The sequence below is a fragment of the Thalassotalea sp. 1_MG-2023 genome, from assembly GCF_030546745.1.
Classification (GTDB): domain Bacteria; phylum Pseudomonadota; class Gammaproteobacteria; order Enterobacterales; family Alteromonadaceae; genus Thalassotalea_C.
In genome coordinates this window covers 92,303-114,263 of sequence record NZ_JAUOPD010000003.1, presented here as the reverse complement: position 1 = coordinate 114,263, position 21,961 = coordinate 92,303, and the positions used below count along the sequence as shown (strand labels likewise).

Sequence of the window (21,961 nt, the reverse complement as noted above, 5' to 3'; positions counted from 1 at the left end):
GTCAGTTAAATAGTGTGGTCATGTTCCGTGTTCATCACTAAACGCAGCGTTTGATGAATATCACTAACTTGCGCATTAACATCTTTAACAATTTTTTCAGCGAGGGTACGTGAATGCACAACTTCATTTTGTACGCTTTCCATCGCTTGTTCAAATTCTACAAAGTGGCCTCGCTGTTGATTAATATGTGCCAAGGCATCTTCAGCCACACTCGCAGAAGCTATCGCTTGTTCCACTACATGTTCAGCATTCTCTTTTAATAAAGCCGCGATACCTTTTTGCTGATGAGAAGCGTTTTCAATACCATAAATATTATTTTCTAAGGTCAAGCTCGCTTGATTGAGTTGTTCTAATCGTTGGCTAACTTGGTTAAGTGATTCCTGCGTTTTACCTGCAAGTTGACGCACTTCATCTGCAACCACTGAGAAGCCTCGACCATGTTCACCAGCACGAGCAGCTTCAATTGCCGCATTTAGCGCGAGTAAGTTTGTTTGATCAGCAATAGAGCTGATCACATCAACAATCGAACCTACACTTTCTACCGATTGTGAAAGTGACAGGATAGCTTCCCTACCAGCACTTGCAGCCTGATTAGTCTGTTCGCTAGCGATCAATACCTCATGTACCTTGGTTTGGCTATCATTCATCGCCTGCTCAGTATTTTTCGCGTTGTCCACGACTTGTTGCGACAACGTATTCACGTTGTCAGTCACCTGTGCTAAAGCTCCCATTACTTGCACTACGCCCGTTAAATGTTGATCGGTACTTGCAGAGGAATCCAAAATATTTCCCGCTTGATTTTCCATCGTTTTCATGGCGGTTGACACTAAATTTAATTGTTGTGCTTTTTGTGTATCTTCTTGCGCCAGTTTCGACACCATTTGATTGAAACTATGTGAAATTTCGCCCAATTCAGTTTTTAATGGAATACCGGTGATATTATCAACTCGACCTTCATTAACTAACGTGACAAAACTATCGCGCAGTTTACGTAACGGGTTTAACACCACGCTACGTGTTAACCAATAATTAGTGGCTAAGAATATGATCAAAAATGATAATAACCCTATAACAACAATAGATAATTGTTGATTCACCTGTTTCTCAGCCTGCGTAATTTCGGCTTCACCATTTAAAATAATACTCTCTAAATCATCCACTTGATGGGTCAGTAAAGACAACCCTTGTTGACGTTGCTGTTCATTTTCTAACGTGTTTTTTAATTCAAACTGATAACGGCTGATCAATGAAGACAATTCTGACAGTGCCTCTTCACTCGCGTCTTCTTTATCGTCTTCATCTGAAAAAAAGTCGTCTTCTTCGTCCGCTTCTTCGGTATAAATCTCCAACAATGGCATTGCCGACAACTGCTCTTCTAAGTCTTTGAGTGCTTGTAATGAAAATGATAGCGATTCACTGCCAGTTTGTTGTTGATTAAACATAGTTTCGCGACTGTCTACTAAATCAAACAGCGCAGAAGAAAGGCTGTTATTTAGCTGTAGGTAATCTTGTTTTTGTTCGTCACCCAGCGCCTGTGTTTGTATTACATATTCTGATAATTGCTGATTTATCGCAGAAATACCACGCTCGCCGTTTCGTAGTAAAGCTAGAGGGTCGCCACTGAGTTTTCCCATCGCTCTGTATTTAGTCTCAATATCTTTTTTTAGTGCTTTTGATTTCTGTGATATTGCTAATGCTAGTTGCGGTAACGCTAACTGTTCGGTATGAACGAGTATTTCATCAAGGATAGCTTCAGCCTCTGTTAACTGACTTGCATCACCTGATTGTAAATATCGTCGAACCGTGCGACTAAACTCAACCGTAATCAGTGACTTTAGTTGTTGATATTCATCATATTGTTTTCTGCTTTGTGACAATGACTCACTCACATGATACATCGTCGCAAGAAAAATTAAGGCAAATAGACTGATTGCAATAACGGAGGAACGAGAAAAAGTGGATACACGCACAAAACTACCTACAACTAAAAATGTGTGAACAGGCATTCTCGTACAGTTTTATGACGATTAAGTTACATTAACATGACATTTTTATGTCATGTTAACTTTGAATCCTACCCTTATTGATGTGAACTTTTCGGCTCACATCAATAACACACTGTTTGGTTTTAAGTTATTTATGTAATAGCAATCAAGTAGGTATATTGATCAATAAACTCTTATTTTTGAAGTAAATTATATACTTCAATGCATGCACCTAATGTGTGGTAATCACACTTTGCACCTGCAGAGCTTTTTTTGTTTGAGTATTTGCTATTATCTTGCTTTAGCAATCGATACCAAGCGCCGTACTTATGATCAATAAAATTTTCCCAGCAATAATGCCAAAGCTGATGATAGTGAGTTAAATATTTTTCATCATTAGTTGCTTTAAACAACATGGCTGCCGATGCAATGCTTTCTGCTTGCACCCAAAAATATTTATCTGTATCGCACCAATTTCCGTCATGATCAAAACCATATACCAAACCACCGTGTTCATTATCCCAGGCAAGTTGATATGAGCGATCAAAGAGTTCGGTAGCTTTTTCAACTAACCATGGCTCTGGTGATATTTCATTAATAAGTAATAACAGCTTTGTCCATTCTGTTTGATGCCCCGGTTGATAACCCCAAGGACGATAAATGTTTTTTGGATCGTCTTTGTTATATAGCCAATCTGCTTCGAAGTTAGCGTCATAGTGCTCCCATACTAAACCATTAGTTTTATTCGCTAGAACGACACAGATGTTTTTTGCTATCGTTTGTGCACGTTCTAAGAATTTATTGACTCCTGTCGCTTGATACGCTGCAATCATTGCTTCACATATATGCATATTAGCATTTTGCCCCCGATAAGGAGATAACTCACCTTCGGTCGATAAAGTGTCAGCGTATAAGCCATAGTCAACTTGCCAAAAACGCTGTTCAAGTAAATCAAAAATATGTTCTATTTTTACAGTATTTTTAACAACTCCAGCTTTAAAACTAGCGGCATACGCTAATAATACAAAAGCATATCCATATGCCTGTTGAGTCATATCACTTGGAGCGTTATTGGCAATCGTCCACGCATATCCTTGTTCGGCTTCACGCCAATGAACTTTCTCTAAGTAATCGAGGCCATGCTTAATTTTGTCGATATGCTGTGTTTGGCCTAAGTATTTTACTGCTAAGGCATAATTGACAATAATTCGGGTACTACTGACTAAATGTCTAACATCTTTGTCGAATAATGATCCATCATCATTAAAGTTTTGAAAGTACCCTCCCTCACAATCAATAATATTTGGCTCATAGAAGGAATAGATAGACACACAATGGTCTGCCAAGAAGGTACGGCTAAAAAAATTCACACACTGTCCTTTATAACAATTCGATAAGATTAGTAAAATGTTGCGATACGTTCGACTGTTGTGCGTTAAACGTATGCAAAGCTTGCTCAAATTGAGCAAATGCGGGGAATGCTCCTTGCTCGCTGACTGCAATACCACCACAGCCACAAGCAAAATTAATAATATTTTTTAACAACAACTCATCTTGAAGCGTTAGGTCAAAATTATCGATTAAAGACAACATAAACAGCAGCGCACCAATGAAACCGTCACCGCCACCTGTTGTATCGGCTACTTCCACTACTGGCGGCTCACAACGATAATCGCCATAAGGTGTGATATATCGTACTGTGCTACCTCCGTCTGTTATTACGAGCAACTTACAACCATTCGCGATACAAGCTTGAATATATTTAGCTGTAAAGCCATCAGCTAAATACTCAAGTTCTTCGGCAGAAAACTTAAGCACGTCAGCTTGCATAATAAATGTTTGAACTCGTTCTTTATTAGCATAGCCTTCAGCCCATAAGTTATGTCGTAAATTCACATCAAAGCACAACAGTGCGCTATGCTGTTTCGCAATTTTAATCGCTTGTTGAGTGCTCTCTGTAATCAACTGGGTTGTTAGTGTATTACTACAAAAATGGAATATAGATTTATTTGTAAACCAAGCAGAATCAATTTGATTAGCAGAGAATATAACGTCAGCGCTATTATCTCGATAAAACGAAAAGCTGCGATCGTTATCTTTATCAAGCATCACAAATGCTAATGCTGTAGGTGCCGTAGGGTGTTGATAGGTAAAACTAACATCAACACCATATTCACACATCGACGTGATCAAAAAATCACCGAAGGCGTCTTTTCCAACCTGTCCAACAAAATGCGCTTTACCGCCAAGTTTTGCCACAGCTACCGCTGCATTTGCAGGTGCGCCACCGGGAAATTGACGATAGCTTTTAATACTCAGTTTGTCTTGTTGTTGTACATCCACATTCAAAAAATCGATCAGCGCTTCACCAAAACAAATAACTGGCTTCATGCTGCGCCTCCAACTCTTGGTGATTGTTTAGCGCTATAAAGAGCATAAAACAGAATATATATATACGCTAATGCCGGCACAATGAAGCTAGACTGAACAGAGCTAACATCAGCTACATACCCTTGAATTAAAGGCAAAATAGCTCCTCCAACAATACCTTGGCATAATAGTCCAGAGCCTTTTGACGTTAATGGGCCTAACCCTCTTATTGCTAGAGTGAAAATAGTAGGGAACATGATTGAATTAAAAAAGCCAACAGCGAGTATGCTATACATAGCTACATTTCCAGTAGAACTCATACTTATTGCCAGTAATGCCATAGCAACCACACCATTAAACGCTAAAATATAGCTAGGTAAAATGAATCGCGTTAAGTAAGCTCCTACAAAGCGGCCTACCATTGCCGCCCCCCAGTAATAAGCGACCATATCACCTGCTTGCTTTTCACTCATTGCAGCAATATTACTTTGCATAAAGTAATTGACTAAAAAGCTGCCAATTGAGACTTCAGCACCAACATATAAAAAGATTGCCAATACACCTAACAACAGTGACTTTTCTTGCCAAATCGAGCGGTTAACATCGGCAGGTTCTGCGTGCTCAGCACTAATACGTTTAATCGTTGGTAAATGTAAAAATTTAAATGCTACCGCCACTAATATCGTTGCACCCGCGATTAATAAATAGGGTAATTTAACCGCACTGGCATCTGTACTTGACGCAGTAGTTGCTACCGCACCAAAAATAAGGGCACTACCAAAGATAGGCCCAGCAGTATGCCCAAGAGAATTAATGGCTTGTGCTAGGTTTAGTCGACTTGCCGCTGTCGCTTCTTTTCCTAATGAAGCAACGTAAGGATTTGCCGATACTTGTAAAATAGTAATACCCGAGGCAAGCACAAATAATCCGGTTAAAAATACCCAATAAGCGCCAATGTCTGCGGCCGGATAAAAAATGCCACAGCCAGTCGCTATCGTCAGCAAGCCAGTGATAATGCCTTTTAAATAGCCAATTTTGCTGATCAATTTGCCCGCAACAGGCGAGATGATAAAGTACGCGCCAAAAAAGCAAAACTGCACTAGCATAGCTTGCGTATAATTTAAGTCGAACGCTGCTTTTAGGTACGGGATCAAAATGTCGTTTAGTGCCGTTATAAAACCCCAAATAAAGAACAAAGTTGTCATTGCACCAAAGGCAAAATGATATTGTTCATTGTCATTGTTGGCCACAGAAGATATTGCTGGTTGAACTGCCATTAGTGCGACTCCTTGCTCGATGAACGACTATAAGATGGCGGACGATCATGTTTTGCTGCGCCAAATGTTTTATTTGGCTTAGTCGAAAGCGTAAAATTCAAATTCACCGGTCGTTGAATATGCTCACTATTAATCCAACTTTTCTGACTCGCTTTTCCATTCACTTCTAAAGCTTTTATATAGCGATTTTCATCCGATGCTCCTGGTGCAGTAATAGTTAGATTTCCAATTTTAGCGTGACTAAATAGCGGGCTAGACAACACCATATCCGCTTTTCCGGGATATAAAGGATAAATCCCTAAAGCAGAAAAAACATACCAAGATGACATTTGTCCTAAATCATCTTGCCCAGGAATACCTTTTGTAGTGTTGTTCCATAACTGTGCCATAGTTTCTCGCACAGTATCTTGCGTTTTATATGCTTTACCTGAAAATAAGTACATCCAAGGAGAGGCGATCGATGGTTGGTTAGATACATCGGAAAATTCTGCGTTATCTCTAAACAGTACCCACGAACCATCGGGTTTATGAAAGTGGCTATCTAAACGATCAGCCATGGCTTGATCTCCACCCAACTTTTTATTAAGCCCTTGACCATCAAAAGGTAACATCCACAAATATTGTGCGGGACTGCCTTCAACAAACAAGTGACCACTGAATGGATCAAAATCGTCCTTCCAAGTACCATCAAGGTTTCGACCTTGAATATAACCAAGTTTATCGCTGGCATTAGGATTAAAAAGGTTTTTCCAATAACCTGAACGCTTAAGCAACAAATTCGCATGCTCGGTGTCATTCATATATTCAGCGAATTGCGATAATGCAAAGTCAGCTGATGCTTGCTCTAATGTTTCAGAAGCACCTTCCCAACTATTTGACTGATCTGAAATGTAATTAACAGTCTGCCACTGATCAAGTGACGGGTGTTGACCACGGCAAAACACAGGACAACCTTCATTACTTAAATCAAGTGGTGTCGGGTTCATTGCTGCAGTAATCAGTGATTGATACGCACCATCAAGTTCAAAATTATCTGCACCAAAAGCAACAAAATTTGCCATAGCTATGCTTGATGGATCACCACTCATAACTCCTGTAGGACCTGAGTTATGCGTCCATCTATCCCAAACACCGTTATATTGAGAAGCTTGGTTATATAATGATTGAGCTATATCACTACCCCGTTGACGATCAAGCATTGTCACAAGTTGCAGTTGAGAACGATACACATCCCATCCTGAAAAATTTGCATATTGCGCACTTTGTTCTTCTGTAATGTGATGTACTTGTTGATCAAATCCTTGATATTCCCCATTTACATCACTAAATATATTGGGGTGATAAAGAGAGTGAAATAGCGCAGTATAGAAGGTCGTCAGTTTATCTTTGTTATCAGATGATACCTTTACTTTGGCGAGTTCATTATTCCATGCTTGATATGCTTGTGTTTTCACCGTTTCAAAACGTTTATTGTTTTCTTGCTCTGCAGCTAAGTTTTCGCGAGCATTTTCTAAACTAACGTACGAAATACCAACACGCATCGTGACAGGTTTTTTATCATTTACCGCTAGATCCACCCATACACCTGAGCCTTTACCTAATGTTGGAATACCTTTTTCACCATAACCCATTCCTCCTTTTGCTTCCGTCGCATTTGCGAACACTTTGTCATCTGTCCAGCCACCTGAACCAGTAATTGGCGTGTCTAACTTGGCAACAAAGTGTAGGGTATAGTAGTCACGGCGATTATATTCACCTAAGTATCCACAAAAATTACCACTGGTAACAAACCCTGTGATTTCTCCTTTTTCTGCATCAACTTTTGTATACGCATCTCCACTCCCAATTTGAGAATAAGAAGATCGGAACAGTAATTTGGCATTTTCTGGTTCGCTAAAAGTGAATTCAGCAATACCGGTACGGGCGGTTGCAGACAATTCTACGTTTACGCCATTATCTAAACCAACTTGATAGTAGCCCGGTATTGCTGTTTCATCTTTATGTGAAAAACCTGCACTATAATAGGCATTAAGATAATCAGTATCTGGCGAATGAATCATTTTTTGAGTAAATGGCATCACAGGAATATCACCGGAGGCACCTAAACAACCTGTGCCCGATAATCGAGTAAATGAAAAACCTTTAACCCGCGTTGCCGCATAGTTATAACCGCCTGGAGATACCGGTATACGGCCTTTTTCTATACGAACTCGCTTATCCATACCTTTGCTTTCTTTTAATAAATCTTCGGTATATGCATGCTCAGGGCCAAAGTTAAACATTCCAAAGGGAATCAATGCACCCGGTGTTACATTCGCAGCTTGTCTATGGTTGTATACACCTTCAGTACCAATAAAAGGATTCACAAAAGAAGCAGGTTCGCTGACCCAATTAGGTTCAATTTTTGATAGATTCAAATCTTTCTCTGACTGTAATTCAACCATATTCTCACAACCTAACATGGTCATACATGAGGCCATTAACGTGAGAGAGTATATAAAACGTTTTTTCATAAAATTGTCCTTGGCCTTGCATACTTACAAGGCCTAAAAATAATAATTGTTATCGGCTCATTGAAGGTGGTCGATGCTCTAACGCTGTACCCCAATGCTTGTTTGGTTTATCCGTCATTTGGAACTCTAAAACGCCACCTTGTTGAATATCATTATGAGTAAGGTAACTACGTTTTAGCGTTTTACCATTAAGCTTAACTGACTTAACATATTTGTTAGATTTTGATAATTCTTTAGCTTTAACCGTAAATGTTTTGTTGTTTGCTAAATTCATTGATATTTTAGGTAATTGTGGCGCACCGATGCTGTAACTTAAGCTGCCTGGTGCAACAGGATAAAAACCCATAGCGGAAAATATATACCACGCTGACATTTGTCCCACATCATCGTTACCGGCAAGACCATCAGGCTTATCGGATGATAAGGTATCCATAATTTGGCGAATACGTTCTTGTGTGCGCCATGGTTTACCCGCATCATTATACATATAGGCAATGTGGTGACTTGGCTCATTGCCATGTGCATATTGACCAATTAAACCCGCTATATCTTCGTGCTCTTTAATCTTTTCTGGGCTCAATTCTTTTTCAAACAAAGTGTCTAATCGCTGTTCGAAGGCTTTATCGCCACCAATTAATTTCACTAATTCTTGTGCATCATGCGGGACATAAAAAGTATATTGATAACTATTTCCTTCCGTAAATGGCCCCATTAATTTGGCCTCTTCAGGATCAAATTCAGGATTCCAAACACCTTTTGAGTTTTTACCACGCATAAAGCCTACCGAAGGATCAAACACATTTTTATAAGATAATGCGCGGCGGTAAAATTCATCGGCAACTTTTTTATTTCCCAACGCTTCAGCATAACGGGCAATGGTAAAATCGTCATAGGCATATTCAAGAGTTATTGATACTGATTCGCTAAGCTTATCCATAGGAACATAGCCATATTTCACATATTCAGGTATCGCATCATATTTGGCGTTATTTGCTGTCTCTAACATCGCTTTTAGCGCAAGGTCATGATCAAAATCACGAATCCCCTTCAGGTATGCATCAGCAATTACTGATACAGCATGATAGCCAATCATGGTCCATGTTTCATGAGCTTGAAACGACCAAATTGGTAACATACCGTCATAACTCTGTTGATAATGCGCTAACATTGATTGAATCATGTCAGATACCCTTTCAGGAGCCACATATGTTAACAACGGATGTAATGCACGATATGTGTCCCACAACGAAAACAAGGTATAATGTTCAAAGTCTGTCGTTTGATGTATTTCTCCATCTACACCACGATACTCACCATTGACGTCTTGGTACACTGAAGGAGCTTGTAGTGCATGATATAGTGAAGTGTATAATTGGCGTTTTTCGGCACTTGTACCTTCAGCATCAATAACACTCAGCTTATCTTGCCATAACTGCTTCGCATCAGCTCTAACTCGATCAAAATCCCAATCAGGTAATTCGTCCGTTAAATTTTCTAAAGCATTACTTCTACTTACCGCAGACAATCCAACCTTCACCAGTAATGGCGTTTTTTTTGCTTGATCAAAATGAGCAACCACTTTGATGTCTTTTCCTGCGGTAAATTGAATGGCATCGTTAACAATTGTTGAGGGCTTTTTATCACGGTCATTATCTAAACAGCCATTACAACGATAGCGAGCATTATCCTCATTGATCAATTCAATACGGTCGAATGGTCGAGAAAACTTAATGGCGAAATACATTTCACGATGTTTTGCCCAACCATTAGTTGAGCGATATGCCAACAACGTTTGATTGTCAATTACACGCACGTCGCTCCATATAACTTTGTTTTTAAAATTGTATATCGAAGAAGTTAAATCTAGTAAAACATGAGCGTCTTCTTCGCCATTAAAGGTATATTTATGCAAGCCCGTACGCGTTGTGGTGGTAAGCTCCGCTTTAATATTGTAATCGTCCAGTTCAACCATGTAATAACCTGGCGAGGCTTGTTCTCGATCATGACTAAAACGCGATCGATAGCCTGAATCAGGATCTTCTTCTGTGCCAGGCTTAGTAAAAACAGTACCTGTGCCAGGCATAATTAGTAAATCTCCTAAATCTGAATGCCCCGTACCGCTGAAATGAGTATGCGAAAAGCCAATAATAGTATGATCGTCATAATGATAGCCTGCACAATGTTTATAAATATCATGTTGAGGATCAATACCGCGACTAAGCGCAGCTGTATCAGGACTTAATTGCACCATACCAAATGGAACAACCGCACCTGGAAAGGTATGACCATCGCCACCGGTTCCAATGAATGGGTCTACCCAGGTTGTTTTATCTGCTTTATTCAATTTATTAGTGTTAGCAGATGTAGATAAACAAAGACCAACTAATACCACCAATAACATCAATGTCCAAAGAGAGTTCATTCTCTTTGAACTATTGTCGCACGTCGTTTGCTGCATTCGTATTTTTCCTCTAACGATAAAACCTAAACGCTTATCCATTATTTTCATTTGATTAAGGCAAGCTCATTATTTTTTGGAACGTTCCAATTTATAGGGTTCAATATATCTTGAGTTAAGTTATAATTCAACCATTGCTAGCACTTTTTACTTAAGGAATCACCTTTGAAGAATCAAAATACCATTACTGTTGTTGACGTGGCGAAAAAGGCTGGTGTGTCTAAATCTACGGTTTCTTTGGTGTTAACTCACAGTAATAAAGTTAGCGAAAAATCTAAGCGAAAAGTACTTAAAGCTATCGAAGACACTGGCTATATTTACAACCGGGATGCAGCATCTCTACGCAGTAGACGTTCCAATTTAGTCGCCATCGTTATTAATGACTTAACCAACCCTTATTCCAGCCAACTAACAGTAGCTTTAGAGCAACAGATCCGCAATATAGGCATGTTCGCAATTTTAGTTAGCAGTGGTGAAAGCGCGGATCAACAATCAGAGTTAATCCAGCGATTAGAAGAGTATAAGGTGTCGGCTTATGTTATTTGTCCAGCACCAGGTACACGACCTGAGTTTTTAAATAATTTAGTCGATAAAGGCCGTTTAGTCATTAATATAATGCGTGAAATACAGGGAGCAAATGTTTCAACTATCATTCCAGATAACGTTGCAGGTACAGATTTGAGTACAAACCTTCTATTAGATAAAGGTTATAGAAAAATTGCATTTTTAGGGGGAAATAAAAGTATCTCAGATTACCACCAACGCCTTAAGGGTTATAGCACAGCGATGATCAATAACTCTGACGACAGAACTGAGCAACACGTTATCCAATCAGATACCACTAGAGATGGGGGTCGAAAAGCAATGAAGCTTTTATTAGATAGATCACCTGATATAGAAGCAATAGTATGTTTTAGTGACATTATCGCTTATGGTGCTATTGAATACATGAAAGAGCAACAAATTAAACCTGGAGTGGATATCGGTATTATAGGATTTGATGATTTAAAAGATTCACAATTAATGTCACCACCTCTGACCACTATTCATATAAACGAGAATCAGATCGCACGAGCTGTTTGCCAAGAATTGGTCGGGGCCGATAGTAATGCTCATAACAAAATACTAGTGGGCGTAAAATTAATCGAACGTTCGTCTTGTTAGCTTTTTGAGTAAAGACAGGAAGGTTAACCCAACCTTGACGGATAGAATTTATTATTTTTAGATTACATACCGTACTTAGCGAGCACTTAAGTTAGTACTCTAAGATGCTTATATCTGACTTTTTATATTCTTGAATAGCGTCAATTATTGTATCTAATCTCTATGATTCTTAACTAAATATTCGTTTCATTTAAATGAAGAATATATTGGAACGTTCTAAAGAAATCGATATATTTTCGTTGATAATTTCAGTTTGAATTTACGATCAGTCAACTGAAATATTGTCGATGTGGCTACTTGATTTCATATCAAGTTTAACGACTTCATCACCCGTTTGAGTTTCCAAAACTCGAAACAATGATCTCAGGTCGAACCTCTATAAACAAGTAAATAATAAGGGGTCATACATCAACATTAAGAAAAAGAAGACTTACCTAAATCAAATAATGCATCAAAAACCTTGTTACCACGTTAAATTGGCTGCTAGCAACATTATTCTTTAACACATCAGAGCATACAGTGACGAAACATATAATTAAACCTCGGTAACGAAACTCCATTAAGGTAAATTAATTGAAAGTTCTCCTTAACATTAAAAAAATATCGTTTTTTAAATTAATACGTGCGCGACGCGCTAGTAGTATTATATCTTTCAATCTTGTATTTAACTTACATCAAGTGTAAGTAACGCAAAGCGACAGGGATATCACAATAAATAACGGTATTATTGACAATATTTTTTTTACTTATTTCTATCATACAATAACTGTTCTAGGTGAAAGAAACAGGTCTTCAGTTGTTAAAAATCACTCTTCAATTATCAACAACCATTAGTTAATTATTAAAAAGTACTTGTTGGAACGTTCCAATAATGATTTAATGTTTTTGGCTTTAATTTAATCAAAAAATTTGAAAAGGGCTATCATTGGTAATAATCCACTATGATTAATTACTAACCTAGTTGATTTCGTTCCTTTATATATAAAAACAGTGTTAATTAAATGTTTAATCGATGCTCCTGCTTTGCATTAGAGCACTTTAAAAATGGAACGTTCCAATTAATAATATAAAAAGATAAATAGGGATAACAAGATGAAAAAGATACCACTTGTAAAATGTACTCTCGCACTTGCTATAGCGAGTGCTTGTTCAACGGCAAATGCGGCATCAACTGATAATCAAGAGGCTAAACAAAAAGCAGAAAAAATTGTTGTAACCGGCTCAAGGATTGCCAGAACTAATTTAGTAGCTGCCGGCGCAGTTACTGTCATTGATAAATCTGCAATAGACGCGAGTCCATATCAAAATATTGGCGATATATTACAAACGATGACTGTCTCACAACCATCAGAAAATTCATTGTCAGCAAATGGCGGTGGTACCGTGCGTTTTGATTTAAGGGGTATTGGAGCGCGAAGAACGCTTATTCTATTGAACGGTAAGCGTCTTCCTGCTGGCGGTAAAGGTGCAGATTCTTCTGCCGATTTAGGCGCAATTCCAACAGCGATCATCGAACGCGTAGAAATTCTAATGGATGGCGCATCCGCAATTTATGGTTCCGATGCAATTGGTGGTGTGGTAAATATTATCACTAGAAAAGACTTTGAAGGATTCGAGATAAGCGCTACCTATGGTGATAACTTTGATGGTGACGGCTCAAAAACCACTGTTGAACTCGTTGGCGGTGTTTCGGGCGACAAAGGTAACGTCACTTTTTCAGCTAGCTATTCCGAAGATAAGGCTATTTATTCTGATCAAATACCTTTTTCAAATGAAGTTGTTCAATTACAAAATGACGGTTCTGTAACCCCATGGGGTAGCTTTTGGGTTCCATGGACAGCTGTAACAGATCCTGACGGGAACCGCTTAACTCGTGGTTCAGATTATGGTGATTTCCATCAGTTTACTGATGCTGATAGATATAATCATCATGAGCAGTCATTTTTACAACAACCAACTGAAAAATATACAATGTCAGCGTTAGGTAATTATGAGTTTGGCAATATTTTAGCATCAAAAGATGTAATGTTTGATTTTGAAGTGCTTTACTCACATCGAAATAATGACTCAAACTCAGCTGCCCAACCGCTGATTCCTTGGATTGGTGGTTACGATGATATACCAATTTCTAAAGATAATTATTATAACCAGCAGTTTGGCCCTAAAGATAGTAATGGTAATGCATACGATATTTTTAAGTGGTCAAAACGTATGAATGAATTCGGCCCACGACAAAGTCGATTTTCATCTAACCAGTTCCATATTGCACTTGGTTTAAGCGGTGATTTCAATGAAGATTGGGACTGGCGGGCAGGCTATACATTTGGTCGCTACGAAACCCAAGAAACAAGAGAGGGAGTGTTTAATTGGGCTCGCGTTCGTGAAGCTGTTGGTCCTACACATTTTAATTCAGAAGGTGAGTTACGATGCGGAACAGGACCTGAAGAGGTTAAATTTTTAGAATCTACTTGTGTACCTTTAAACGTATTCTTAACACCAGGTGAATCACAAGATCCTCGTGCAATGGCTTATGTATCAGGAGATTGGTCAAATGTTAGCTATGGTCATTCTTCCATAAAAACAGCGACGTTTGATGTTACTGGTTCATTATTTGAAACAGACGCCGGCATAATTGGCGTAGCTACAGGCGCATCCTATATGGAGCTAGATGGACGAATTCAAACTGACAGCAATGCTGTGCATGCTACGACTACAGATGGTAATGGTCGACCGACAAGCGGTGGGTATAATGTTTCAGAAGCGTACGTAGAAATTAATATACCACTTCTAAGCGGCATGAAGTTTGCCCAATCTCTAGAAGTAAATTTAGCAAGTCGTTATTCAAACTACAGCACTAATGCTGGTGCAACAACTAACTCAAAAGCATCCATTTTTTGGGCTGTTAATGATGATATTAGCTTAAGATCAACTATTAGTCAGGCCTTTAGAGCTGCGAATATTCGTGAGTTATTTGCCGGTCAACTTCCTTCCTTTGCAGACGGTATTGATCCATGTAAAACCTTAGGAGATAACGAACCTTTAAGACCTTTAACACCAGAGAATGATGCTGGTTGTTTAAAAACTGGTGCTCCAAGCTCTGGCTTTAGAGACGGTTTAGAACAAATCAGAACTAACACTGGTGGTAATCCACACCTTGACCCAGAGACAGCAAAAATTAAAACGTTTGGTATTGTATATACCCCTACGTGGTTAGATGGGTTTTCTATCAGTGCAGATTATTATGACATAAAACTAGAAGACACTATTTCCACTTTCAATGCACAACGTAAAATTGAATTATGTAATGAAACTGGTGACTTCTGTGATGACATTCATCGCTACCAAAGTGGTCCATTACAAGGTGTACTCTTAGGTGTTGATACTTATAATGAAAACCTAAATGCATCGCACTATCAAGGTTTAGATTCAGAAGTTCATTACCGATTAAACACTCAAGAATATGGTGATTTTACCTTCGGACTTACTTGGCATCATGCAATAAAGCATGAGATCAGTATTTTTGATGGTGGGGTAACAGATTATGTTGGAACGCATACAGCAAATGGTGGCTTCCAACCAGAGAACAAAGTTAATCTCATGGTAAATTGGAACTTTGATGATTGGTCTATGAACTGGACAACCTACATTATCGGAGAATTAACGACTGATGGTCGTCCTGAAAACGACATCACTCCTGAATATACACTAGACGCCTGGACGTATTCTAATATCAATGTAACTTATCAACAAAGTGACAACTTAGGTTATTCTGTTGGCATTACAAATGTGTTTAACGAGGATCCAAGAAGAACGATGTTAACACAGGGGAATACCAATTCAACCGGCGCTTATAGTCCAGCGTTTCTTGGTTCAACCTTCTTTTTAAGTACTAAATATTCTTTCTAAACGTAGATAACCGCGTAAACTTTTCAAAAAGCCTTTGTTAACCCTTTTAACAAGGGCTTTTTATTAATAAATAACAGTACAAATTTTTTCACCAACCAATAATCTCGTTAAAAACCAAGACAATGTCTTTATTAGTGATTTTTATAGCTTCGGGATAGCCCTGTTTACGTATACATCAAAACGATTTTTCTTCATTTTAATGCTTGTAGAGGGCTTTTTTGAGGCTAAATTTTCTGCGTAACTCGGTCGTTTAACAACGACACGATATTTCGCGATATCAAGCGCTGGTGCTAGCAAGGCATCGCTATCTACATCTTCACCTACTAATGATTGAAACACGCGCATTTCTTTTTTTACTGCGGCAGACTTTTCCCTATGTGGGTACATAGGATCTAAATAAACCACATCAATACCACTCTCATCTGTCATATTATCAATAGAAGAGCCAAACATCAGGGTCATACGATCGGTAATATCATTTACATCAACACTTAAAGAGGCGCGTTGTAAACCATCATCCAACAATGCGGCCACTACAGGATTACGCTCGATCATATTCACTTTGCATCCTAATGTAGCTAGTACAAAAGCGTCTCGTCCTAAGCCGGCTGTTGCATCTAAAACGCAAGGAGTAAAGCCATGCTTTAATCCAACAGCCTTAGCAATATCTTGCCCGCGACCACCACCAAATTTACGTCGATGTGCAGCTGCGCCTGACACAAAGTCAACCGCAATTGCGCCCAGTTTAGGTTCATCAAGTTTGACCAGCTCTAAGCGCTGAATATTAACTTGTAGCAAAAACTTAAGCTTAGGGAAGTTAACAACAGCAGCAATGTCGCCGATATAATCAAAACCCCATTTGGCAGCAACTGCTTTCGCTTTCTCGGCATCTATAGGATCAGCGTAGCCAACGGCAACTTCTTGCATAAAGAATGTACTCACGATATTAAATTATTATCACCCGTGGAAAATGCAATTAACCGACTTAATTGCGATAATTTCATGCCTGATTCTTGCTGCCAATGGTTAAAACTTTGCTGAATAGTATTTAAGCTCGTTTTAGTATGTAAACCACCCGTGATCAAATCATGAGCACGAAAGTAACCTTCAACATCTCGACTTAATAAGAAGGTATCTTTACCTAACATCCGCAATGCGTAAGGGCCAGTATTGCCACCTAATCGTTGACCATGCTTTTTCAAATACGCCCACAAACCGATAATGTCAGCACTTGGCCACTTAGCGATAAATTCAGCAAAACGATGGCCATTTTGTTGTTCTTCGAAGATCATTTGAGCGTTGGCTTTGATCGTTTTTATTTTATTAAAATTACGAATGATTTTGGGATCGCTTGCTTTTTGCTCGAGCATTTCTTCTGGCATCATTAATATTTTTTCAATATCAAAGTTAAAAAACGCAGTTTCAAAATCAGGCCATTTATTTTCAACAACGCGCCAGACAAACCCCGACTGAAATATTTTTTTAGTCATTTCTGACAATATGCGATCGTCAGTTAGTTCATCAATGTTTTGCGCTGGTAGGGCTAATAGCGCATTAAGCGCAGCTGCCCCGCCTTTACGTTCTGCTGCACGTTGATAAATTGCGTCGACGGTTTCCAGTGCCATGTTAGTCACCTACTAAGCAGCAATGCCACTATGACGTAACAAAGCATCAATGTTTGGCTCTCTTCCTCTAAAAGCTTTAAAAAGCTCGCTTGGCTCTTGTGAGCCACCTTTTTCGAGAATGTGATTAAGAAAATCTTTACCGACGGCGGAATTAAACACACCTTCTTCTTCAAACCTAGAAAAAGCATCTGCTGACAATACTTCAGCCCATTTATAACTATAATACCCTGCTGCATAGCCGCCACCAAAGATATGGCCGAAACTATGTTGAAAGCGATTAAATTCGGCCGCGGGCACTACTGAATATTTATCTCTAACTTGATTAAGTACCTGTTGGATGTATTGATCATTTTCAGCATCAGGTTTGTAATTAGCGTGCATTAGAAAATCGAATAAGCCAAACTCTAATTGACGCAACATTTGCATCGCCGATTGATAATTTTTGGCCGCTAGCATTTTCTCTAACATATCTTCTGGTAAAGCATCACCTGTTTGATAATGGCCTGAAATGAAAGCTAAGGCTTCTGGTTGCCAGCACCAGTTTTCTAAAAATTGACTGGGTAATTCAACGGCATCCCACGGAACACCATCTATTCCAGATACGCCGCAGGCATCTATCTGAGTCAACATATGATGTATACCATGGCCAAATTCATGGAATAACGTAACCACTTCATCATGAGTAAATAACGCAGGTTTATCTCCTACCGGGCCGTTAAAGTTACAGGTTAAATACGCAACGGGATATTGCACCTCTCCTGATGTGAGTTTTCTACGGCCTACACAATCATCCATCCATGCACCACCACGCTTTTTCGCCCTAGCATATAGGTCAAGGTAAAAGCTTCCACGGTAGTGTTGGTTTGCATCATGAATGTCATAAAACTTTACGTCATCATGCCAAGTATCAATTCCTGTTTTCTCGGTAATTTTAACACCGAATAATCGATTAACCACTTCGAATAAGCCTGATACAACCTTTTTCTCAGGAAAATACGGGCGAAGTTCTTCATCAGAAATTGCAAAGCGGCTTTGCTTTAATTTTTCACTGTAATAGGGTAAATCCCATGGTGCTAAATCAGTAACATTAAAGGTCTCTTTGGCAAAGGCCTGAACCTGCTCAAGATCTTCAATACCTTGGTTTTTTGATTTTTTAGCCAAATCTTCTAAAAAGCCAAGTACTTCGCTAGTTGAGTTAGCCATTTTAGTGGCGAGTGATTTCTCAGCAAAATTATCAAAGCCAAGTAATTGCGCTAATTCATGACGTAACGCCAAAATTTCATTCATAATATCGCTATTATCAAATTCACCTGCATTCGGCCCTTGATCAGATGCACGTGTAACAAACCCGCGATAGAGCTTTTCACGTAATTGACGATTATCGCAATACATCATTACCGGTAGGTAACTTGGAATGTCTAAGGTAAACAACCATCCGTCTTTTTCTTGTGCCTGAGCTTGAGCAGCGGCAGCGTCTTTAGCGGAATCAGGTAAACCGTCAAGTTCCGATTCATCGGTAATATTGACGGTATAAGCATGGGTGGCATCGAGTAAATTATTACTAAAGGTAGAGCCAAGTTCCGATAAACGCGTGACAATTTCTCCGTAACGTTTTTTCTGCTCAGTAGGTAATGCAATACCTGATAAGGTAAAGTCTCGCAATGCATTATCAATTACTTTTCGTTGTGCCGTATCAAGTGTTTGATATTCATCACTCGTTGCAAGGTTTTGATAAGCTTCGAATAAACCTTGATGCTGACCAACAAAGGTGCCGTATTCAGATAATAAAGGTAAACAAGACTCGTAGGCTTCTCGCAGTGCTTCGCTATTCACGACCGAATTCATATGTGAAACCGGTGACCATAACTTTCCTAAAATGTCGTCGGCATCATTAATTGGCTCTACTAGATTATCCCAAGTATAACTGTCGTTACTCTCTAATACTTGTTCAATCGTTTTCTTACAATCAGCAATGGCTTTTTCTACCGCCGGTTTTACATGCTCTGGGCGAATTTTAGAGAATTGCGGTAACGAAGTGTTTTCTAATAATGGGTTGCTCATAGTAATGTCAGCTTATTTGATGATGCTATTATGATAGTAGATGTAAAGGCTAAACTATATGAATTCAAGTAACTGAATGAACTTTGCTTGAAAGGATGAATAATTATCCGCATATTGAAGGTCTAATCCCCATTATCTGCAGACAGATCAGGAGCAACAATTATGACTCAACACTTTGACTTTTTAGCCATAGGCGCTGGCAGCGGCGGTATCGCATCGGCAAATCGCGCAGCAAAGCTTGGCAAAAAAGCCGCTGTTATTGAAGCAAAACAAGTGGGGGGCACCTGTGTAAACGTTGGTTGTGTACCTAAAAAAGCCATGTGGTATGCAGGGCAAATTGCCGATGCAATACATTACAGTCACGACTATGGCTTTAATCTTTCAGCAGATAAATTTGATTGGTCACGATTAGTGGCAAACCGCGAAGCTTATATCAAACGTATACACGCAGCATATGGTCGTGGTTTTGAAGCAAACGGTGTTACGTTAATCGATGGCTTTGCTAAGTTCATTAATAAGAATACTGTTGAAGTGAACGGCGAATATATCACTGCTGATCATATCGTTATCGCTACTGGTGGCCGGCCGAGTATCCCCTCTATTCCTGGCGCGGAGCTTGGCATTGATTCAGACGGTTTTTTTGCGCTCACTAAACAGCCTAAATCGGTTGCTGTGATTGGTGCAGGTTATATTGCCGTTGAATTAGCCGGTGTATTACACGCATTAGGTAGTGATACGCATCTATTAGTAAGAAAGGCAAAGCCACTACGTGATTTTGACGATATGTTGTCTGATACCTTAGTTGAACAAATGGCTAAACACGGCCCAACGTTGCACAACCACAGTACGCCAGCCTCTATTGAGCAACATCATAATGGCTCGTTAAATATTCACTTAGAAAATGGCAACACCGTGGGCCCTGTGGAAACCGTGATTTGGGCAATCGGTCGAGAACCTGCAACCGATAACATAAATATTGAATCAACCGGTATCGCATTAGACAAAAAAGGGTTTATTCCCACAGATAAATATCAAAACACTCAAATTGAAGGTATTTATGCGGTTGGAGACAATACGGGTATGGTGCAATTAACGCCTGTTGCCGTTGCAGCTGGCCGTCGATTATGTGAGCGTTTATTTAACAATAAACCAAATGAGCATTTAGATTATAACAATGTAGCCACTGTCGTGTTTAGTCACCCCGTTATCGGTACAGTCGGCTTAAGTGAACAAGAAGCCGTTGAAAAATATGGTGAAAACCAAATCAAAGTATACCGCTCTCAATTTACTGCACTGTATCAAGCGATGACCGATGATTATCGTGACCCTACAAAAATGAAGCTTATTTGTGTTGGTAAGGAAGAGAAAATAGTGGGTATTCACTCTATTGGTTTTGGCAGTGATGAATTACTTCAAGGTTTTGCTGTAGCAATGAAAATGGGCGCGACGAAAGCTGATTTTGATAATACCGTAGCGATTCACCCAACATCCGCGGAAGAGTTTGTTACACTGACCTAAATTTAACGTTAATGGAGTAAAAAATGCTAAAACGGAAAAACATACAATTATCGCAATTATGGTTTAAAAAGTTCGCACTATTAAGCACGCTTTTCATCAGTAGTTTTACTCAAGCCAACAATGAACAAGCAACGGCGTTAAAGTTATACACCTTTGATTGTGGCACGATAAAAGTCTCAGATATGGATGTATTTTCAACCAGTGGCGACTATAAAAATGAACAGGCAACATTCACCGATAGCTGTTATTTAATTAGACATGAAAAAGGTGATCTTCTTTGGGACACCGGTTTACCTGCATCGCTTATCGGTAAAAAGCCGATGGTTAATGGTGTGTTCACGTTATCATTAGAAAAATCGTTGGTTGAACAGCTCGCTAACATTGATGTGTCGCCAAAAGACATCGAATACCTTTCTTTATCACACAGTCATTTTGATCATGTTGGGCAAGTATCCTCATTTAAACAAGCAACTTGGTTAACCAGCCAAGCAGAGCTAGACCACATCGCGAGTGCAGATGATTTAAAAGCTTTAAATGACGAGCTTAGTGCAATGAAGCGTCAAACCTTCACACAAGATTACGATGTTTTTGGTGACGGTAGTGTCGTGATTTTAAATGTACCTGGTCATACCGTAGGTCACACTGCTTTACAAGTAAACCTAGCGAACAGCGGCACCGTATTGTTGTCGGGTGACTTATATCATCAAGCAAAAAGTCGTCACTTAAAGCGCGTACCTCGATTTAATGTTGATGAACCGCAAACGCGTGAATCTTTCAAGAAATTTGAAAAAATTGCCAGCGTCAAAAATGCAAAAGTGATTATTCAGCATGAAGCTAAACACGTGGAAAAGCTGCCTGATATCCCCCAATACCTCGATTAATTATCCGCTGTAAAACAACATATCAACGTGCGTTAGTTTGGCGCACGTTTTTTTAAGCTATGCGCCAACTTTCTGCTAATCGCATTCAATTGCTATATAATCAATCAGTTAACGTACAATAACCACCCTATCGCTTGAATTTTCTTGCGCTATCAATAAAAAGTCATACTATAAAGTTATTATAGTATTAACTAAGCGCTTGG

At 39.2% G+C, this 21,961-nt stretch carries 12 protein-coding genes and 1 pseudogene; 4 read left to right on the top strand and 9 right to left on the bottom strand.

Going from position 1 to position 21,961, the window contains the following annotated elements; all coding sequences use genetic code 11:
* Positions 1-5 precede the first annotated feature (5 nt).
* The 6 genes from Q4489_RS03275 to Q4489_RS03250 all read right to left on the bottom strand — a co-directional run bounded on the left by Q4489_RS03275 (position 6) and on the right by Q4489_RS03250 (position 10,603).
* Positions 6-1,970, bottom strand: a complete 1,965-nt coding sequence (locus Q4489_RS03275) for a methyl-accepting chemotaxis protein (RefSeq protein WP_303477044.1) — start codon at positions 1,968-1,970, stop codon at positions 6-8.
* A gap of 209 nt (positions 1,971-2,179) precedes the next feature.
* Positions 2,180-3,355 carry an AGE family epimerase/isomerase gene (locus Q4489_RS03270; RefSeq protein ID WP_303477041.1) on the bottom strand — a complete coding sequence of 392 codons (1,176 nt, stop codon included), beginning with the start codon at positions 3,353-3,355 and terminating at the stop codon, positions 2,180-2,182.
* Positions 3,356-3,365: 10 nt separating this feature from the next.
* The gene (locus tag Q4489_RS03265; protein ID WP_303477038.1) at positions 3,366-4,376 is read right to left on the bottom strand and encodes a carbohydrate kinase; all 1,011 of its coding nucleotides are present in this window, start codon (positions 4,374-4,376) and stop codon (positions 3,366-3,368) included.
* Positions 4,373-5,632 (bottom strand): sugar MFS transporter, encoded by a 1,260-nt coding sequence (locus tag Q4489_RS03260; RefSeq protein ID WP_303477036.1) that lies wholly within the window; start codon positions 5,630-5,632, stop codon positions 4,373-4,375. The genes Q4489_RS03265 and Q4489_RS03260 overlap by 4 nt, the downstream gene beginning before the upstream one ends.
* On the bottom strand, positions 5,632-8,145 hold the full coding sequence (locus Q4489_RS03255) for a GH92 family glycosyl hydrolase (RefSeq protein ID WP_303477034.1): 2,514 nt from the start codon (positions 8,143-8,145) through the stop codon (positions 5,632-5,634). Before Q4489_RS03255 ends, Q4489_RS03260 begins: the two co-directional genes overlap by 1 nt.
* A 49-nt stretch (positions 8,146-8,194) precedes the next feature.
* A complete protein-coding gene (locus Q4489_RS03250) occupies positions 8,195-10,603 on the bottom strand; it encodes a GH92 family glycosyl hydrolase (protein WP_303477032.1) in 2,409 nt (802 codons plus the stop codon).
* Positions 10,604-10,768: 165 nt separating this feature from the next.
* Between Q4489_RS03250 and Q4489_RS03245 the strand changes: the two genes are divergently transcribed.
* Together Q4489_RS03245 and Q4489_RS03240 are read left to right on the top strand one after the other, a co-directional pair.
* A complete protein-coding gene (locus tag Q4489_RS03245) occupies positions 10,769-11,767 on the top strand; it encodes a LacI family DNA-binding transcriptional regulator (protein ID WP_303477030.1) in 999 nt (332 codons plus the stop codon).
* 1,092 nt (positions 11,768-12,859) lie between these two features.
* Positions 12,860-15,673, top strand: coding sequence for a TonB-dependent siderophore receptor (locus Q4489_RS03240; RefSeq protein ID WP_303477028.1), 2,814 nt, complete (start codon positions 12,860-12,862; stop codon positions 15,671-15,673).
* 141 nt (positions 15,674-15,814) lie between these two features.
* Here Q4489_RS03240 and Q4489_RS03235 read toward each other — a convergent pair.
* The 3 genes and pseudogenes from Q4489_RS03235 to prlC all read right to left on the bottom strand — a co-directional run.
* Positions 15,815-16,477 (bottom strand): annotated as a pseudogene (locus Q4489_RS03235) (class I SAM-dependent methyltransferase); the annotation flags it as partial.
* Positions 16,478-16,611: 134 nt separating this feature from the next.
* On the bottom strand, positions 16,612-17,298 hold the full coding sequence (locus Q4489_RS03230; RefSeq protein ID WP_303477024.1) for a DNA-3-methyladenine glycosylase I: 687 nt from the start codon (positions 17,296-17,298) through the stop codon (positions 16,612-16,614).
* 12 nt (positions 17,299-17,310) lie between these two features.
* Positions 17,311-19,359, bottom strand: coding sequence for an oligopeptidase A (gene prlC / locus Q4489_RS03225; RefSeq protein ID WP_303477021.1), 2,049 nt, complete (start codon positions 19,357-19,359; stop codon positions 17,311-17,313).
* 162 nt (positions 19,360-19,521) lie between these two features.
* On the opposite strand from prlC, the gene gorA reads away from it, so the two are divergent.
* Positions 19,522-20,877 carry a glutathione-disulfide reductase gene (gene gorA / locus Q4489_RS03220; protein ID WP_303477018.1) on the top strand — a complete coding sequence of 452 codons (1,356 nt, stop codon included), beginning with the start codon at positions 19,522-19,524 and terminating at the stop codon, positions 20,875-20,877.
* Between the two features lie 23 nt (positions 20,878-20,900).
* Complete coding sequence (locus tag Q4489_RS03215) at positions 20,901-21,758, top strand: N-acyl homoserine lactonase family protein (RefSeq protein ID WP_303477015.1); 858 nt, start codon at positions 20,901-20,903, stop codon at positions 21,756-21,758.
* Positions 21,759-21,961 lie beyond the last annotated feature (203 nt).

Coding starts and splice junctions, on each gene's coding strand:
- Q4489_RS03265 (WP_303477038.1), bottom strand. CDS start 4,376: ATGAAGCCAGTTATTTGTTTTGGTGAAGCGCTGATCGATTTTTTGAAT.
- Q4489_RS03260 (WP_303477036.1), bottom strand. CDS start 5,632: ATGGCAGTTCAACCAGCAATATCTTCTGTGGCCAACAATGACAATGAA.
- Q4489_RS03255 (WP_303477034.1), bottom strand. CDS start 8,145: ATGAAAAAACGTTTTATATACTCTCTCACGTTAATGGCCTCATGTATG.
- Q4489_RS03250 (WP_303477032.1), bottom strand. CDS start 10,603: ATGCAGCAAACGACGTGCGACAATAGTTCAAAGAGAATGAACTCTCTT.
- Q4489_RS03240 (WP_303477028.1), top strand. CDS start 12,860: ATGAAAAAGATACCACTTGTAAAATGTACTCTCGCACTTGCTATAGCG.
- Q4489_RS03230 (WP_303477024.1), bottom strand. CDS start 17,298: ATGGCACTGGAAACCGTCGACGCAATTTATCAACGTGCAGCAGAACGT.
- prlC (WP_303477021.1), bottom strand. CDS start 19,359: ATGAGCAACCCATTATTAGAAAACACTTCGTTACCGCAATTCTCTAAA.
- gorA (WP_303477018.1), top strand. CDS start 19,522: ATGACTCAACACTTTGACTTTTTAGCCATAGGCGCTGGCAGCGGCGGT.
- Q4489_RS03215 (WP_303477015.1), top strand. CDS start 20,901: ATGCTAAAACGGAAAAACATACAATTATCGCAATTATGGTTTAAAAAG.